The organism is Paenibacillus lactis (assembly GCF_017873605.1).
Lineage (GTDB): Bacteria > Bacillota > Bacilli > Paenibacillales > Paenibacillaceae > Paenibacillus_AQ > Paenibacillus_AQ lactis.
On record NZ_JAGGKI010000021.1, the window covers coordinates 74,742 to 91,902 of the forward strand.

14 protein-coding genes and 1 rRNA gene are annotated in these 17,161 nt (G+C 50.9%); 1 reads left to right on the top strand and 14 read right to left on the bottom strand.

Annotation, left to right across the window (positions count from 1 at the left end; all coding sequences use genetic code 11):
* Positions 1–6: 6 nt before the first annotated feature.
* The 13 genes from J2Z18_RS26170 to J2Z18_RS26230 all read right to left on the bottom strand — a co-directional run bounded on the left by J2Z18_RS26170 (position 7) and on the right by J2Z18_RS26230 (position 16,402).
* Positions 7–864, bottom strand: a complete 858-nt coding sequence (locus J2Z18_RS26170) for a carbohydrate ABC transporter permease (RefSeq protein ID WP_007132610.1) — start codon at positions 862–864, stop codon at positions 7–9.
* Positions 861–3,065, bottom strand: a complete 2,205-nt coding sequence (locus J2Z18_RS26175; RefSeq protein WP_007132611.1) for a DUF5696 domain-containing protein — start codon at positions 3,063–3,065, stop codon at positions 861–863. The genes J2Z18_RS26170 and J2Z18_RS26175 overlap by 4 nt, the downstream gene beginning before the upstream one ends.
* On the bottom strand, positions 3,058–5,088 hold the full coding sequence (locus tag J2Z18_RS26180; RefSeq protein ID WP_007132612.1) for a YIP1 family protein: 2,031 nt from the start codon (positions 5,086–5,088) through the stop codon (positions 3,058–3,060). Before J2Z18_RS26180 ends, J2Z18_RS26175 begins: the two co-directional genes overlap by 8 nt.
* An 11-nt stretch (positions 5,089–5,099) precedes the next feature.
* On the bottom strand, positions 5,100–5,972 hold the full coding sequence (locus tag J2Z18_RS26185; protein ID WP_007132613.1) for a carbohydrate ABC transporter permease: 873 nt from the start codon (positions 5,970–5,972) through the stop codon (positions 5,100–5,102).
* A 12-nt stretch (positions 5,973–5,984) separates the two neighbouring features.
* The gene (locus tag J2Z18_RS26190) at positions 5,985–6,944 is read right to left on the bottom strand and encodes a carbohydrate ABC transporter permease (RefSeq protein WP_007132614.1); all 960 of its coding nucleotides are present in this window, start codon (positions 6,942–6,944) and stop codon (positions 5,985–5,987) included.
* The gene (locus J2Z18_RS26195) at positions 6,934–9,891 is read right to left on the bottom strand and encodes an extracellular solute-binding protein (RefSeq protein ID WP_007132615.1); all 2,958 of its coding nucleotides are present in this window, start codon (positions 9,889–9,891) and stop codon (positions 6,934–6,936) included. Before J2Z18_RS26195 ends, J2Z18_RS26190 begins: the two co-directional genes overlap by 11 nt.
* 32 nt (positions 9,892–9,923) lie before the next feature.
* On the bottom strand, positions 9,924–11,348 hold the full coding sequence (locus tag J2Z18_RS26200; protein ID WP_007132616.1) for an extracellular solute-binding protein: 1,425 nt from the start codon (positions 11,346–11,348) through the stop codon (positions 9,924–9,926).
* A gap of 118 nt (positions 11,349–11,466) precedes the next feature.
* The gene (locus tag J2Z18_RS26205) at positions 11,467–12,459 is read right to left on the bottom strand and encodes a LacI family DNA-binding transcriptional regulator (RefSeq protein WP_007132617.1); all 993 of its coding nucleotides are present in this window, start codon (positions 12,457–12,459) and stop codon (positions 11,467–11,469) included.
* 364 nt (positions 12,460–12,823) lie between these two features.
* Positions 12,824–13,570: a hypothetical protein gene (locus tag J2Z18_RS26210; RefSeq protein WP_007132618.1), complete on the bottom strand. Its 747-nt coding sequence runs from the start codon at positions 13,568–13,570 to the stop codon at positions 12,824–12,826.
* A gap of 1 nt (position 13,571) precedes the next feature.
* Positions 13,572–14,270, bottom strand: a complete 699-nt coding sequence (locus J2Z18_RS26215) for an ABC transporter ATP-binding protein (protein ID WP_007132619.1) — start codon at positions 14,268–14,270, stop codon at positions 13,572–13,574.
* 25 nt (positions 14,271–14,295) lie between these two features.
* Positions 14,296–14,661: a GntR family transcriptional regulator gene (locus tag J2Z18_RS26220; protein WP_007132620.1), complete on the bottom strand. Its 366-nt coding sequence runs from the start codon at positions 14,659–14,661 to the stop codon at positions 14,296–14,298.
* 51 nt (positions 14,662–14,712) lie between these two features.
* Positions 14,713–15,468: an ABC transporter permease gene (locus tag J2Z18_RS26225; RefSeq protein WP_007132621.1), complete on the bottom strand. Its 756-nt coding sequence runs from the start codon at positions 15,466–15,468 to the stop codon at positions 14,713–14,715.
* The gene (locus J2Z18_RS26230) at positions 15,461–16,402 is read right to left on the bottom strand and encodes an ABC transporter ATP-binding protein (protein WP_210095565.1); all 942 of its coding nucleotides are present in this window, start codon (positions 16,400–16,402) and stop codon (positions 15,461–15,463) included. The genes J2Z18_RS26225 and J2Z18_RS26230 overlap by 8 nt, the downstream gene beginning before the upstream one ends.
* Before the next feature lie 251 nt (positions 16,403–16,653).
* Here J2Z18_RS26230 and J2Z18_RS26235 point away from each other — a divergent pair, with 251 nt between their 5' ends.
* Entirely contained in the window at positions 16,654–16,893 is a 240-nt protein-coding gene (locus J2Z18_RS26235; protein WP_007132623.1) for a hypothetical protein, read from the top strand.
* Positions 16,894–17,069: 176 nt separating this feature from the next.
* On the opposite strand, the gene rrf is transcribed toward J2Z18_RS26235, so the two are convergent.
* Positions 17,070–17,161 (bottom strand): 5S ribosomal RNA (rrf, locus tag J2Z18_RS26240); the annotation flags it as partial.

Below are 17,161 nucleotides of genomic sequence, written 5' to 3' on the forward strand. Positions count from 1 at the left end.
CACCTCCTAACGGTTCGTTTCCCGCTGCCTTGTTACGAGCACCAGCACGCTTAGCAGCACCAGCATGACGAGGAAATAGATCCACGCCATCGCAGCGGAATAGCCCATTCCGTATTTCGCATCATACATCGCGCTCTGGATCTGAGTAATGACCGGATTCAGCGAAAAGACGGACTGCATGATGACGGTATACACCATATTGACGATAATCATCGGGTTCAGCGCCGGCAGCGTCAGCTTCCAGAACGATTCCCATCTGGAGGCGCCGTCGATGCTCGCCGCTTCGTACATCGAGGAATCCAGCTTCTGCAGGCCTGCCAGGAAGATCAGCATCTGCACGCCGGAGAACCAGAGAATCGTAATAAACGACGTCAGCAGGAACACGATCAGATCGGCGAGCAGCTCCGGCATGCTTTCATGAAGCTTGCTCATTTCGATAATCGTCTGGATGCCCGGGAGCGTAGTGGCTCCTTGATCCATCAGCTGCTTGATGACAGGTCCGCTTGTAATAATGACCGGAAGAAAGTAAATCGTCCGGAAGATGCCTTTGCCGCGGATTTTCACGTTCAGCAGAAGGGAGACGATTAACGCGAACACGACGATGATCGGCACGATCACAAGCGTCTCAACAAAATAGGTAGCCAAGGTATCGCCGAACTCAACGTTCAGGAACAGCGCGTTCCGGTAATTTTCCCAGCCAATGAACGTTGTCTTGACTCCGTCTGCGGTAATCTTTACTTGGCTGAAGCTGAACAGCAAGGTGCGGATCAACGGATAGCAGGTGAAGACCAAAAAACCAACGATCCAAATCCAGATAAACGATAGGCCGATAAGCGCCTCTCTAAGCCGGTAACGGATTTTCATGAACGGCCTCCTTCCCGGACCAAGAACCCTTGCGCCGGAATCTTGTTCCCGTCCGCCGTAACTTCATTCATGGTGTAATTGACATAGATGACGGTGCCGTTCGAGTAAGTGTTTCTAAATACGCCTTCCCGCACTTTTTCACGTTTGTCAAAGGTCGCATCCGCAACAGGCTTCAGGGCTTCCGCAACCGTCCGATATTCATGTACGGCCTGATCCTTCCACACCGAATACTGCGAAGTGAACAGCCACCATGACGACTCTGTGTTAGCCAGCTTGATCGGATCCTCGTCGGTCAGGATGAAGGACGGGTAGCTGCCGTAATCGATCATTTTCAGTTGCTCCTTCTGCGGGTTCGCGTTGAAATTGGAGGCCTGGGCGTAATAATCGACATGTCCTTTCAGCACAAGCTGCAGGAACGGCACCTCTTCGCTCTCTAGCAGGAAGCTTGAAGTGCTCATCGGCAGATCCATGATCCGGTCGGCAAACCTCCACAGGTAATAATTCGGCTTGTAAAATGCGTAGCTGTCGATGGAATCCCGGGGCAGCATCGACGTATACGTCTCGATCGACCCGCTGCGCGTAGACGAGGACTTCCCATAAGCGGAAAAAAGATTGCTGCCTATCGAGTCCATCGCGATATGGTCGATGCCGTGCTTCTGGAATGAAGAAATCTCATTCTCAAACAGCTTCGCGGACGCTGCCGGCTGCAGGTAGTACGACGTGTCGTAGAACGAAAGCAGCTGCTTGGAAACGGACTGGGCGATGTCCCCCTTGCCGTATCCGTCCGCCGTCGCCCCGGCCATCACGTAGTCGGTATAAAAGTACACGGGAATGCCTATTGCTTTATACTTTTCCACGAATGCGTTCCAATCGTCCCCGCTGCCTACCTTTTCTTCAAACGGAAAATGTGTAGGAGATGCTCCGGTAGCGCCGCCCTCCGTGTAGCCGCGGACAACAACCATCATGCGGTCCACTTCATTTGCCCGCAGATCAGTCAGTATATCGTCCATTTGGTCCACGGTGGTCATGGGGATGACTTCGCTCCCAATCAATTGCTTTTGGTTGTCCGCGGCGAAAAATTCGATGCGGAGCGGGAGCGGATCCGCGCCGTCCTTCTTGGCGGGCAGCTCCCCCCGCTGCACAAGCTCGCTCTGCACCCGGTTTGCCATGCCGGAATAATCGGCCTGCTTGCCGGAAAGAAGCATGACTTTCATGGAAGCGTCGAATTGGTTCTTCTCTTCCTGGTTTAAGGTGATGCCTTTGCCCTCTTTGTCCAAGGACTGGAAGTAGTTTTCTCTGTATACCCATTTGGCCGTGGTCCAATTGTAAGCCGTGGTCACATTGCCCGGATAAGAGCGGATTTCCGCGTAAGGGGCGCCGCCCGTGATCATGGAAACGAAAGCGTTGCCGCCTTCCTTATGGGCGATGCCGAACACCGGCAGATACACTTGCTCTACGGGAGTCGCCATTCCTTCTGATAGCTGCGGGCTGCCCTTCATTCCGAGATCGTCGCCGAACACTCTCCCGATATAGGGCTGCGTCGCAAGTGTCTGCTCGTTCAAGCTGATGAGCGCCCCCGAGCCGTCAGGAATGAGCATATATCCTTTATCCGGCTGAACTCCCTTGGTTGCCCCAAAGAACGGATACACGTAGAGCGACTGCAGCCGGTTGTCCTTATTCGTCTCCTGAATCGAATTCTCCGGAACCTTGAATTCGATCGCGTCTTCCGTCAACCTAACTTCCAGCTTCAGCGAGATTCCCAGCCTCTCGTAATTCACGTTCGCCGAGAAGCCGTCCTCCATGGGCTCAACCGCAATCTTTGCTTGCTCTCCGGTTACCGGCGCGGTGCTGATTTTGCGTTTGGCATCCATGTATTCCACGCTCAAGCCCGACTCGAAGAGCGATTGCCACGATTTGTTCAGCTTGTCGTCCTTCTCATCGAGCGTGCCGTCCCATACATAACCGTTCTGTTTGTCTTGGACTTTGATGCCGAGCGTGTCCTTATTTACATAAAGCGCCAAGCGAGCGTTTTCCGCAGCTTTCTCGTATGATGCGATTCGATCGCCCGATGCATCCGCACCGGCGCCTGGAGCTTCCGGTTGGTTCACTCCCTGCTGCGCGAGCGCCGCGATCGAGATCAAACCGGCCAACAGCAGGAACGTTAACGATAGAGCAGCTATTCGTTTCACTTTGTTAAGCACGGTTTCTCATCTCCTGAATGATCGTTTGAATGAATTCCACTTCTTGATTAAATAAGAGCACTAACAAGAAAATAACCAGGGCAGCCAATACGATGCCGAACACCGTTAGGAACAAATTCCGCACCGTCTGCCTGAACGTATAATCATGCAGCTCCTTCACCATGATGCAAACGAGAAGCAGCGACCAGCCTTGGATAAACATCATCGAATAGTCGTAGACGAATTTTTCGTTATACGTCAGCACGTTGCTGATCCATGCGATCGGGAGCGCGAATATCAAATAAGGCGACAGCGCGTAAATCGTACCGATATAAACCTCCGACAGCTTTCCCTCTCCGTCGCTGATCGTGCTGACCATATAGTTCATAATGACCCAGAATAATAGCGGAACGGCGGTAGTTAGCATGATCGGCAATAAGTCCATTTGGTCGGGATCTCCGCTTGCGAACAAGTATCCTTTGGCATAGACCAGAATGATTTGAAGCAGCAGCATCCAGACGTACAGAACCGTTGCCGAACGGACGGTCGCCCTTCTGTGTTCCTTCAGCTCCTGGACCGCATCGATCGGATGCTTGAGGAAGTAGAACATGAACCCGATTTCTTTCACCAGCTTGATGTCCGCCACGCGGTTTCTCAATCGTACAAGCGGCTGCAGCACGCGATACCGCCGATGCAGCGTTCGGATGACGTAACCCGCAACGATGATGGCAAATACGGTATATACGACGACATTAATGTTTTGTTGAAGCCAATCATTGCGGATTTTCCAGAATGCGTCGGAATAACCCTCCTTGTCTTCCGCCATCCGGAAGCTCTCCAGAGCCTTGCTATTCTGGTTTTGCTTGAAATACGATTCAGCCAACGATTTGTACGACAAAATAAAATAGCTGTTCATCTTGAGGATCTCGTTCCAGATGTCCTCGCTCTGCACGTATAATCCTTGCTTGTACTGGTCGACGCCCTCATAAACCTTCGTTCCGAACGGGGTGATCGAATAGCGGTTAATGACGTTCCGCTCTTTGTCGGCGACGTACAGCGTACGCCCGGAGTCGGTGACGTCAATGGCCGAGGCGCTTTTAAACAGCCCCTGGCGCTCATACTTGTCGTCCCCTCCGCCAAACATGAACAGCAAATTGCCAAAGCTGTCGTAAACGCAGATGAGCCCATTGACGTCTACCGTATAGATGTTTCCGCCCGCATCCACGTCGATATCCACCATCGAATCACTGGTCCAAGAGCTTGAGGACAATATGTTATCGCCGACAATATTCAGCTTCTTGATGCCGTCACTGCTAATTCCATTGGTTACCGTGTACAGCAGCCCTTGATAATCAAGCACAATGCTGGTCGGGGACGGCGGCGTCGATTTGAACAGCTGCGCCTTCTGTCCTTCGGTAAAAATGAAGCGTTGAATGAGCATTTTCATCGACAGGCTCGTTCGGTTCGCGCCGACGTAACCCAGGAAATGCCCCTCGTTGTTCAACTGCACGACACCGTTGATGGAGCCTTCGCTGATGACGTAGATGTTGCCGCGTTTATCTACCGCTACCTTCTTCGGTGCAAAATCATTCTTTTTGCCGTAAATCGGTTCCTCCGGACGGCCGAACTGTTTCACGAGCTTTCCCTGCTCGTCGAACACGACAATTTGCTTCAACCCGTAATCCGCGACGTAAACGAGTCGATCGGCGGCCACATACACGCCGGAAGGATTCGATAAGACGTCTTCTCCGATCGTTTGCGATGCGTTGTTCTCTTCATACACTACGATTCTTGCATTTCCGGGATCCGCGATATACAGCTTTCCGGTCGGCTCATCATAGAACAGATCCGCCGGCTGGTTTACGTCAAGCCGAATCATTCCGTCCGGTTCATATGCGGTTTGCGTCCCGACGATCATGCCTCCCGGGCCTTCGGTCCCTGTTTGATACGGCGCAGCGGCCATAGCCGGAGCCGAGAATTGAACGAGCAGAAAGCTTGCAATTACGACGAGCAACACCCATCTGCCTACCGTCTTCTTTTTCATCTGCTTCACACCTATTTCAGACCGGAATGAGCCATCGTATTCATAACCCGGCTTTGCATAAAGATAAAGATCAGCAAATTCGGGATAAACATGATGAGCGCGGCCGCCGCGGATATCCCTTGGCCCGCCACTTCATTGTTGGTCGCCGTAAAGGTCGACATATAATAAGCAAAGTTCTTCAATTCCTCGTCATTGACGTACAGCGTCGCCGGCTCTATGCTGTTCCAGCTGAGCTGGAACGCCAGGATCGCAATCGTGGCGATCGCCGGCATCGTCATCGGAATGATGATTTTCCGGAAGATCGTAAAGTCGTTCGCTCCGTCAATCTGGGCAGCCTCTATCAGCTCATTCGGAATTTGGTCAATGAACTGCTTCAATAGAAACAAGCCGACAGGCATCGCCAAGAGCGGAAGAATATTAACCGAGAAGTCATTGATCAATCCGAGCTTGACGACGAGGAAGTACCTCGGAATGGAAACGGCGACCGGAACAAACATAAGCGCGAGGGTATTAATCGAAAACAGCGTGTTCTTCAGCTTGAAATTTTTCTTAGAGAAGGCGTATCCGGCTGCTGCGCTGATATAAATCGTCGCGAACACCGTCACGACCGTAATGACGACGCTGTTGAATATATAGCGGCTGACCGGAATGCCGGAAACCGTAAATGTCGACAACAGGAACCGAAAGTTATCCATCGTCGGATTTTGAACGAAAAACCTCGGGGGAAACGCAAACAATTCGTCCATCGGTTTGAGCGAATGCGAAAATATAAAAATGATCGGCATCACCATGAAAACCGAGAGGGGAGCCAGAATCAGGTAGAACTTCAACTGACTGATATGAAATCGGCTCGGATTCATCTTTGTTCCTTGAAATGAAGCCATACTTGTTCCCTCCTACTCTTTCTCGGCGAACATTTTCCATACGATCTTCGAGCAAAGCCAAATAACCAGGAGAAGAACGGTGGAAATGGCCGAAGCATAACCCATCTCGTAGCGGATGAAGCCGTAATCCTCAATGTGATTGACGATCAACTGTCCGGCATACGACGGCGTCGGGTTCGTACCCGACAGCTGAACCCCGATGAGCCCTGCTTGAAATGTGTTAACGACCGCCATGACGGCACCGAATAGCATTTGCGGCTTCATGGACGGAATCGTAATATGAACGATTTCTTGAAAGCGGTTCGATATCCCGTCGATATATCCTGCTTCATACATCTCCGAATTGATGTTCAAGACGCCTGCAAGCATCGCCAAAAACCCGATGCCCATACTGCTCCAAATCGTGACGACCATCATGATCGGCAGCAAATACTCGGGCGATTGAAGCCATTGGATCGGCTGCGTGATGAAGCCGTTGCGAATCAGCAGGCTGTTAATATAGCCCGTCGGGTCTCCGCTGAATATCGTCTTCCATACGACCGCCATCGCGACGCCCATCGTAAGGGAAGGCGAATAGATGAGCAAGGCGAGCACCGTTCTCGGACCGCGCTGAATTTGCGCCAGCATCCAAGCGAGAAGGAACGATAAAATATACGAGATCGGGCCGACGATGAGCGAAAACTTCAAGGTGTTCGGCAAGACGTACTGCATGAACACGCTGTCTCTCATAAATAGATCGATATAATTTTTGAGCCCCATAAACTTCGGCATTTGAATCGCGTTAAAGCTTGTGAAAGAGAGCCCGACCGCAAATATGACGGGAAGCACGATAAAGATAAAAAAAAGCAATAGATAGGGAGCGAGGAAAAGGTAGGCGGAGCCTTCCTTTTCTCTCCATTTCTTAAATTTGCTGCGGGTTTGTGGCGTCCCGTCGATTCGCGGCAGCGCTGCTGTTTCGGACTTAGTTTCCATCTCTTCCTCTCACCCAACTTTCTACATCCTCGATTGTTGCGATACGGTAAGGAGCGACAACCTTGCCCTGTTTCATATATCCGAACTCTTCCATCTTTCTTGCCGTTTCCTTGTCGATCTCGTTCACTGCGTCTTCCACGGCCGAACGGATATTTTCCCCGTCGAATACAACCTTGGTCCAAATATTGCTCAATTCGCGTTCGATTAAATAGGCGCTAGGCGACTTGGGCACTTCCTTGAGCCATTTCCACTGCTCCAGAACGACCTGTTTGTCTTCCTCCGGCCAATACAGCTGGGAGAAGGCTTCGTTATTGGCGGTATTCCACAAATATTCTTTGCCGTACAACGTTTGCAGCTGGTTAGCAAAGTGCACCTGCGTCTCCGTTGAAATCCACCATTTTAAAAATTGCCAGGCTTCGTCGGGATGCTTGGTGCTCTTAAAGATCATCGACACTTGCGCCGAGCCCGGCTCCCATCGTTCCGTCACCCCGTTGCGCGTAATCCCTGGCGCGGGAGCGATTTTCCACGAGCCCTTCAGCTCGGGAGCCGCCACTTGCATTTGGATATACGTAGCGAAGTTGCTGACGCCCAGAGGCATTTTTCCGGAACGGAAGTGCTCATAGAATACGGGCACCTGCATCTGCAAACCATACAGCTTGAACAAATTCGTCATCAGCTCTATGCCTTTCAGCGACTCCTTGCTGTCGATTCCCGTCTCAAAAGCGTCCTTTCCGAATATATCCCCGCCCGCTTGATAAATGAAAGGCGCGGTAGCCATGAACGGCTTCATTCCCGTCGCGCCGGCGATCGGCGAATAGAAATTCATGCCATACCGCTGCAGCTCCGGCATGATTTCGATGACGTCGTCCCATGTATCCGGCACAGGAATGTTGAGCGAATCCAATATATCCTTCCGATAAAACAGTACGTAAAAATCTTGCGTTTCAGGAACACCGTATACTTCGTCATTCACGATGAGCGGCAGCAGCGCCCCGGGCGAGAACGGTTCGATCACTTGGCCGAAGTCGCCAAATTGCTTTAGATCGAGCGCTGCGCCCCGGAAGCCCAAATCGAATGGGATATTGTTGCTGATACCGAGAGCCAGGTCCGGGGCGATGCCGGATGAGGCGGCAAGCGTAAGCCGCTGCTCGTTAGGCAATGTCGAGAAATTCACCTTGATGCCCGTCTTCGGCGTAAACTGTTCGTCCACCATCCGCTGCAGGAGCTCCATATAGTTTCTAGGCCGGTTCATCCAGACGTTCAACGTTATTCCATCGTCGTTGTCCTGCCGTTTCGGCGACCGGAACGTATGGAAGAACTGCTTTGTGCCTTCATATACGGAGTTGATCCAGGAGGCTTTATGCTCCGGATAAGAAGCGCCTTTGTTCGAAATGTACAATTGGTCTACCGTTAGCGGCTGCATTTCGAAATCGGTGATCGCATTCGACAAGTTCTGCGTCACGGAACCGGCCCCGCCGTTCAGCTCATTCAGCTTACGCGGAATTTGGTTCGGCTCGGCCGCCAGCTTCTCCAGGCTGCCCACCGCCATCTTCATTGCAGTCAGGCCCTTGGAGCTGTCTACGCCGCCGTTCAGCATGACCACCTTCTCATACTCTTGGCTAAGCGCCTTCGCTATATCAATTAAATCTCCCTGAATAGTCGGAAAGTGCTCCGTAATCTCCCACTCCCGATTCTGATCCACGTCGTTGCCCACTAATTTGCGGATTTCCAATGTCAGATCGTTGGTCTGTTTAATGGATTGCTGCAGCAATTGCATCACATCGTAATACGGGCTCGCATCCGCCATAATCCCGATTCGATGCGTTCCTTTGCTTAAGTAAAACAGATAAGGGCCTTCAGCTCCTTGCAGCACTTCGGTATTCCATGAAGTCGAATACTCGAAAGGATAATGCTTCGCTTCCTCGAAGGGAATATGCCCGTTGATCGTAAAGGTCCGGAACACTCGGGAATTCGGTTTGTCCTCTTGCTTATATTTAACGCCGATTTGGTACAGGCCGTCCTGTTCCACATGGATGTCGTAATAAACCGTTTGGCCCGATATATCCCATGTTTTTCCGCCAAGCGTGTTGAGCAGCAGCAGGTTCGTCGCATAAGGGCTTACTCCCAAGTTTCTGCTTGGCAGCGGGTTGATCGTCGTATCGTTTTTGAAATCGGGCTTTTCCGCTTCCTTCACAATCATTGCCGACTTCGCTTCTGTCTTATCGATGTGCTGGGCGGCATATTGCGCATACGACGGCAATGCAGCCGGAGCTGCAACGGTAATGCTGCCGTTTAACAATTCTCCGTTCATCAATGTAAATTTAATGATGTTTTTCCCTTTGTTCAGCTTGATCTTGATCGGCTCCGGATTCATCCGGTTCGGATCCGCGAATTCAATCGTCTGCCACTCGTCCGCCCGCACCTGCGTCGGCATCACTTCGTTCCCGTAGCGGTCCTTCGGAAACGTATCCGTGTTGCTTTTCCACAGCGGCGGGAGAACAAATCGATTGGCTTCCAGAGCAGGGGATTTTCCGTTTACTTGAATGCTGTACTCCGTAGATTGCAATCCTTCGGCAAGAATAAAATAATCGAATGACAGGGTATACTCGCCTTCCTTCGGAACTTCAATTTCGGCTGCGAAGGAGTCGCCCTTCTTCAGGTGAATCGCGCCGTCATCGTAACCGTAGGCAGCCTCTCTGGCAAGAATCGGTAAGTTGGAATCGGCTATAAAACGGGATGGGGCGATCCTGAAGGATCCCCCGTCGGCCGGAATCATTCCTTCTTTCTCCCTTTGATCCAGAGAGGCAGAATTACGGTTATTGACCATATTGGAATTGGAATCGGCATCACCATTCCCTCTGCTAATAAAGCCGCTGATGCCTGAGATCATGATGATTCCAATCAAGATCAAGCTGAAGGTGATCTTGGCTCCTCTACGCCTTAACATGGATTCTACCTCCTCTGGCCACCGGTCGTAGGTTACTGTGTCAAAGCGGAGATTGCGTCGGCTGCTGCCTTGTATTCATCGTTCGCAAGCTTATTGATTTGTTCCGCGTAATCTTCGATCTTCGTACCTCCCTTAATGCTGTCAAGAATCAAATCGCCGAGGTTGGCGTTTTCCTTGTCGCCGACTTTGACGCCGGTTGGCGCTTCCCATCTGGATCTAACAACGCCCGGAATGAACTTGACGCCCTCCAAAATCGCATTGTCGATGTTATCGTAAGCCTCCTTCAATCCCTCATAGCCGCCGTTAGCGAAATATTGATCAAGGATGCTTTGGTCCGTCGTCATCGGCAGGGATGTATACGAACCGTCCGTGTTCAGCTCCATACGCTTCAAAATGCCATCTTTGCCGAACGTCATATATTTAGCGAATTCGTATGCTTCTTGTTGGTGCTCGGTGCTCTTCGAAATACCGATGAAATCACCGATCAAAATAAATTTGCCGCCAGGGATGCCGATAAACTTGGATTTGAAGTTCAGATTGCTGAAATCCTTCGTTGCCCATGTGCCTTCCCACCGGACTGCAACCTTTCCTTGATTCCACACGTCGCCGTGCCAGGTGGCATTGTACTTCGCTTTTTCGTCTTCGGACAGGCTATCGAACGTGTATTTGCCCTGCATAATCTCCTTCGCCTTGTTCACGCCTTCAATAAACACCGGGTCGTTCAAGTGATACTGCTGTCCGTCCCATGTGAACCAGCCGAGCTTCGAATTCACGGAGGCCGGGTACCAGTCCGGAATTTGGACTGCTTCGGACAATCCAAGAACGTCTTCCGAAGGATTGTTCAGCGTTTTTACCGCGTTCAGGAACTCATCCCAAGTCGGAGAGTAGTTCAGCTCCGGCAGGTTAGCTTGCTCAAACAAGTCTTGATTGATGAAGTAACCCTGGAAGAACATCCCCGCAGGCACGGCGTAGATTCCGCTGCCGTAATGCGTGGCGTTCTCGAGCGCCTTCGGAATGTTTGCCCACTCCGGATCGGATGCAGCGATGTCGTTAAGGTTGAGCAGCCATTCGTTCGTCAAGCCGAACGGAATGTTCGGAAGCATCATGACGTCGGGCAATTTGCCCGCAGCCGCTGCAGCCGCCAGGGAATCGCCGTATTTCGAATAGTCGAACGATTCGTCCAGCTGGATATCGATGTTCGGATGAGCCTCTTCGAACGCCGCGATCATTTTTCTTTCAATGTTGTTTTCGGCTTCGGTGCCGAGGTTCCAGTTCACATAATTGATCACAATCTTCTCGCCCGAGCCGACATTTGCATCATCGCCAGGCTTATTCGTTTGTTCCTGGTTCTGCCCTTGGTTCGGCTCCGTTGCGTTGTCGGTCTTGCTCGACGAACAACCGCTTAACAGTGCGACCAGCAGCGTAAGAATAAGAGCGAATACAACGGTTTTCTTCATACTGATCCCTCTCTTTTGATTATTGTTGTTTATTTTCCATCGCCTTCCGTGAAAAGCGTACGGCGCTCAAACCGGGTCCTGGATAATGGCAACGCTTTCACTTTAATTTTGCGAAGGCCTAGTAGCGAAGCTTGCAGGATCTTCGCACGACCAGCTCCGTCGACAGTACATACTCATGCTCAAGCTCAAGGCCGTCCAATAGCTGCACAATCAGGTGGGCAGCTAGCGAGCCGATCTCGTACTTGGGCTGACGGATTGTCGTAAGCGGCGGGTTCATGTGCTCGGCGAGGAAAATATCGTCGAAGCCGACGATCGAAATATCGTCGGGAACCCGGATACCGGCCTCTTGGAAAGCTTTAATGCCGCCTGCCGCCATCTCGTCGTTCGCATAAAAAATCGCGTCCGGGAGCTGGCGCTGGCCGATCAGCAATTTTGTTGCCATATAGCCGCCATCGATCGTAAATCTTCCGTTGATATTCAAGTTGGATGTGCATTCGAGATTGTAATCGCTTAAAGCTTGCAAATACCCTTTGTAACGCAGCTTGTGATCATAGGAATTGCTTGAACTGCTGATGTACGCGATTTGCTTGCAGCCGTTCTTGATCAGCAGCTCCGTCGCCATATAGCCGCCTTTCTCGTTATCGACAAGAACATTGTAGATATAATCGCCCTTGAGGTACCGGTCAAGCACGACGATCGGGAAGCCTTTGCGTGCGGATTGCAAAATCGCTTCGTCATGGAGATTGTGTTCCGAGATGATGACGCCGTCTACGCGCTTCTCTCTCAGAAATTTAATCGCGGTCGATTCGTTGCCGCCGAACGAACTGCAGGCAATAAGGTCGTAACCGTTCTCGAGCGCGACTTCCTGCACCCCTCGGATCAACTCCGAATAATACGGACCGGACATGTCGCTCAAAATCAGCGCAATCGTCTTCGTGCTGCTCCGCTTCAGGTCTGTCGCCAAACCGTTCTTTTGATAATTCAACTGTTTGGCCGCCTCGATAACCTTCGCTCTTGTCGCTTCGCTGATCTTGCTGCTGCCGTTGATCGCGTAAGATGCAGTCGACAAGGACACCCCCGCCGCTTTGGCTACATCCTTCATAGTTGCCATTCACGTAACTCCTTCTCTTCTCTCAAACTTATATTTATCAGTTGAAACGTTTCACTTACCGATATCATAATGGAGAAAAATGACATCGTCAAGATTTTTTTGTAACCGCTTTAATATATTTTTGATCAAGTTCGTATTCTTGCATAAATGCTTGTATACCAAGGGTTATTCGAAGTCCCTCTAACAATTCCTTGATTTTTTATGGTGGTGAACAACAGGTGAAATTTAAGTGAAACGAATCGTATGTTAACCTCTATCTCCGACACCTGCCTCGGAGTTTGGGCGCCGACATTGATCCCCAGCCCAAAAAAAAGAGGAAACTGCCGTGACGACAGTTTCCCCAAAGGTTAAGCCTTATGATTCGTTACACTTCAACTTTACGATCTATCAGATATGCGGTCGCATAGACGATCAGCGCTGCTATGACGAGTTCAAACGCAAGTCCGCCCCAGGCGAACACGTACTCCCCTGGCGATATGTTCACGCTGGTTTCGTTCCCGAACTGAATCGTAGCTGCAGGCCCGATCCACAGATCCTCCGTTCCGAAGAGCAGATGATTCATCCAACCGAGCAGGTAATGCAGCACGAAGAATACCAGGATGCCGATCCAGACGCTGCCTTTTTTCGTAACGCTCCTCGACACGGTAATCGCGAAGAAGATCGTAATCATTAAGAAGATGAACTGCCATGCCGCCAATAAAGCGTTCGCCACATAATACCATATCGGCAATTCGGATAGATGGAGAGCTTCCCATGGCAAACCGGACATTCTCCAATATAGCCATGCATGGGCAAGCATCAAAATAGACAGCACCAGCAGCGTTGCGCACGCCAGGAACAGGGATGACGCAATGCTCCACACCGAGCGGACGGGAAGCAGTCTGCGGTGATATGCTTTAATGTTGCTGGCGAAGTTCTTGCAGGTAACTACGAGCAGCAGCACGCTTGCGGAGCCGTAGGCAAGCATACTTAGGATCATCATAATGCCCGGTTCCCAGTGCCTTATCGATCCGGTTACCGTAATGAGAACCTGCACAATCAGCAGCACCGCGAGGGCCCCCAGCAGCGTCGTCGCATTTCTCTTCCAGTCGTACTTCAGCAATCTCATCATGTTATGCATACACCTCTTTAAACATCTCATCTATGCTCTTGCCATGTTTAATTCGGATGTTCTCCACCTCGTCATGCATGGCGATCTCTCCGTCCCGAATAAAGATGACTTCATCAAATATCCGCTCGATATCGCTGACCAAATGCGTGGATATGATGATGCTGCTGTCCTCATTGTAGAATTTGACGATGGCGTCCAAAATTTTGCCCCGGGCTACGGGGTCGACCCCGCCGATCGGCTCGTCAAGCATATACAGCTTGGCATTTCGGGATAGTGCCAGCGTCAGCTGCAGCCGCTCGTTCATCCCCTTGGAGAGAGTGCTTACCCGGTCCTCCGGGTTCAACATCATGAATTCCAGCATGCTGCGTGCTTTATCGGGGTCAAAATCAGCAAAGAAATCCCGGAAGTATTCAATCGCATCCGATACCTTCATCCAGCCTTCGGTCAACGGGCGGTCCGGCATAAAGGATACCTCCGCCTTCGTTTCAAGGCCGACCGGCATGCCCGCGATTTCCATGCTTCCCTTCGAAGGCTGCATCAGGCCAGCGGCGATTTTCATGAAGGTGCTCTTTCCGCTTCCGTTCGTACCCAGCAGTCCGATGATTTTACCGCTACCGATGCTTAAGGATACGTCGTGCAGCGCCTTACGCCCTCCGCCATAAACTTTGCTTATATTTCGGGCTTGCAGCAGATTCTCCATGTTCGCTCCACCTCACTTGTATTCATTAAGGTTCTTTCACGGCATCTTCAACGATGCTGACGATGTCCTGATCCTTAAAGCCCAGCTCCTGCATGCCGCGAATGAACCGCTCCAGAAGCTCGCCGGCCATTTCTTTCTTAATGGTCATAATTTTCGATTCCTCGCTTGTCACATACCGGCCCAATCCCCGCCGCGTCTCCACAATACCCTCACGCTCCAATTCTTGAAAAGTTCGCTGCACCGTGTTCGGATTGATCTGGAGCTCGGCTGCGAGCTCCCGCACTGATGGAATTTTATCTCCAGGCTGAAGATTGCCGATAATGATCTGTTTCTTCAGATAGGTCATGATTTGCAAATAGATCGGCAGATTATTGTCAAATTCAATACTCACTGTCCGGTAACTCCTTTCCGCCGCTCATCTCGGTCTTCTTGGCTTTCTCTATTAAGCGACATCCCGTTTTTTAAACGTAACAAAGCCTGCTCCGAGAAACAAGAGAAGATAGGCAATGAGCACAGTAATGGAAAATGCTAAGCTCATGCCAGGGACCGGCGAGGACCCGCCTCCGCTGTACATGGACAAATCCACATTCAGGAACAGCAGATACTTCGACCAGCTGTAACGTGCGAGCAGTTGTACCACCATGCTCTCCACAATGACCGAAAACATGCCGATACCGATGGCAGCTCCCGACGACCGGGTTAGGATGCCTACCATAAACGTCAGGGTTACGTAGACAACCGTGTAAACGAGATTGTACAGGGACCCCTGCAGGACATCATTAAGCGTAGCCGAGCCGTTCTCCATGCCGAAGGTAATCTGACCAGTTAGCACTGACACAGCTAGCATAAACGCTACAAGGGTTACTACATAAATTAGAATGGCCGTATATTTCGAAGCCAAAATTTTGGTCCGGCTTTGTGCGCGGATCAGCAGCAGTTTGATCGTTCCCATGCTGTGCTCCTTCGCCACCGTCCCTGCGGTTACGACGACCGCAAGCAGCGTCAGCATTTGGCCCATCCCTCTGGTGGAGACGGCCATCTCCGCAAATCCGTAGCCGTTGTCTCCACCGGAGAAGTTATACAGCATCACGGCAACGAGAATGACAGCGCCTGCCAGCAGCAGATAAGGCAAAAAGAAGCTGCGTTTCTTGAACATTTTGAGCCATTCGTTCCATACCAGGTTTCCAAAGCTACGCAATGCGGTTTCCTCCCGTCCATTTCAAGAATTCATCCTCGAGCGATGACTTGTGCTCCTCAACCCGATAAATGCGCACCCGCGCGTTACACAGTTCGGATATCAGATCGGGAATATCCTCTTCCTTCAATCGAACCGTCAAAGCTCCTTCATCCGGGATCGAACCGATCCGAGTCAGACCATCCAGTCTCGAGGCAGTCTGTTCGGCGAGTTCAAGATCATTGACGCGAAGCGTTACGGTAGACAGCTCTTCGTTCTCCCCGGCCTGGCCGATCGCTCGCTCCGTCACGAGTTTCCCCTCTTGAATGACAACGACACGGCTGCACATCAGTTCCATCTCGGACAGCAGGTGACTGGATACAAGAATCGCAATTCCTTCTTCGCGGGCAATTCGCTTCAGATAATCACGCATTTCGCGGATCCCTGCCGGGTCCAGACCGTTTGTGGGTTCATCCAGAATCAATATCGATGGGTTGTGCAGAAGAGCCTGAGCGATGCCTAATCGCTGGCGCATCCCGAGGGAATAGGCACGGACCTTCTTGTGAATCGCATCCTGAAGCCCGACCAGCTTAACGATCTCCATAATTCTTGTGATGCTTACGCCGTCAGACATACGCTGGTATTGTCTCAGATTGTCATAGCCGCTCATATACGGATAAAATTCAGGATTCTCGATAATGCCTCCGATATGACGAATCGCCTTCACAAAGTCTCCCTTAATACTATGCCCTTGCACCAGCACGTCCCCGCGGGACATCTCAATCAGACCGACAATCATCCGGATCGTTGTTGTCTTACCGGCGCCGTTAGGACCGAGCAAGCCTACGATTTCTCCGTGATGTATATCAAAGGTAAGGCCATCTACAATATTTCGACGACCGATCGTCTTGGTAACTCCGTTTACGGATAGAACGGGAGTTGTATTCGTTCCGACCATGGTTCCACTCCTCTTTTGTATCAGTGTTATGGTTGAATAGTACACTAAGATATTGGTATTGTAAAGCCCCGATAAGAAAAAATGAAAAGAATTGAATTCGAAATGGCGGAAAGCAAGCTAGGAGGCATAGGTGTCACCTTAAGGCTATCTATTTTAGTTGGAGTGGGATACCGCAGGAGTGATATTTACAGGTCCACCTTCTGGACCAGCTGGATTGGCATGAAACATTATACATGAAGGGTGTCAAGATCGTGGAAATCGTTCCAGGCGCGTCCGCAGACGGCATTCTTGAGGTAGGCGATATCATTATAAGCACCGATAATAAGCAAATTCGGCAGTATGATGAGTTAGAGGGAATCGTAACGGCCGTGCAGCCTGGCGAAGAAATACACTGGCGTTTATTAGAGACGGTCAACAGCAACAAGCAACACTTACCGTACTCCCCTACGGTCAGCGAAAGCCGGTTGGCAATCCTCACTAGAGCGGAGTAGGAACATTAATCCTTGCAGGATACTTTCGGGGGCGAGTTGAGCTTCACGCCCCTTAAAGCTCAACCCTGAGTTCTTCTTAAGAGGCGCCGGCAAACGATTTACTATATAAAATATTAATGACATACATATTTAAAAGGCCGTCATCGATTGCTCGATAACGGCCTTTATGGTTGTTCGCTTGGCGGCGTCCTACTCTCCCGGGACCCTTCGGTCCAAGTACCATCGGCGCTGGAAGGCTTAACGGTCGTGTTCGGTATGGGAACGCGTG

Bases quoted from the DNA above. Each gene is read 5' to 3' on its own strand.
- J2Z18_RS26200 (WP_007132616.1), bottom strand. From the start codon at position 11,348: ATGAAGAAAACCGTTGTATTCGCTCTTATTCTTACGCTGCTGGTCGCA.
- J2Z18_RS26190 (WP_007132614.1), bottom strand. From the start codon at position 6,944: ATGGAAACTAAGTCCGAAACAGCAGCGCTGCCGCGAATCGACGGGACG.
- J2Z18_RS26170 (WP_007132610.1), bottom strand. From the start codon at position 864: ATGAAAATCCGTTACCGGCTTAGAGAGGCGCTTATCGGCCTATCGTTT.
- J2Z18_RS26195 (WP_007132615.1), bottom strand. From the start codon at position 9,891: ATGTTAAGGCGTAGAGGAGCCAAGATCACCTTCAGCTTGATCTTGATT.
- J2Z18_RS26215 (WP_007132619.1), bottom strand. From the start codon at position 14,270: ATGGAGAATCTGCTGCAAGCCCGAAATATAAGCAAAGTTTATGGCGGA.
- J2Z18_RS26210 (WP_007132618.1), bottom strand. From the start codon at position 13,570: ATGATGAGATTGCTGAAGTACGACTGGAAGAGAAATGCGACGACGCTG.
- J2Z18_RS26180 (WP_007132612.1), bottom strand. From the start codon at position 5,088: ATGAAAAAGAAGACGGTAGGCAGATGGGTGTTGCTCGTCGTAATTGCA.
- J2Z18_RS26205 (WP_007132617.1), bottom strand. From the start codon at position 12,459: ATGGCAACTATGAAGGATGTAGCCAAAGCGGCGGGGGTGTCCTTGTCG.
- J2Z18_RS26185 (WP_007132613.1), bottom strand. From the start codon at position 5,972: ATGGCTTCATTTCAAGGAACAAAGATGAATCCGAGCCGATTTCATATC.
- J2Z18_RS26230 (WP_210095565.1), bottom strand. From the start codon at position 16,402: ATGGTCGGAACGAATACAACTCCCGTTCTATCCGTAAACGGAGTTACC.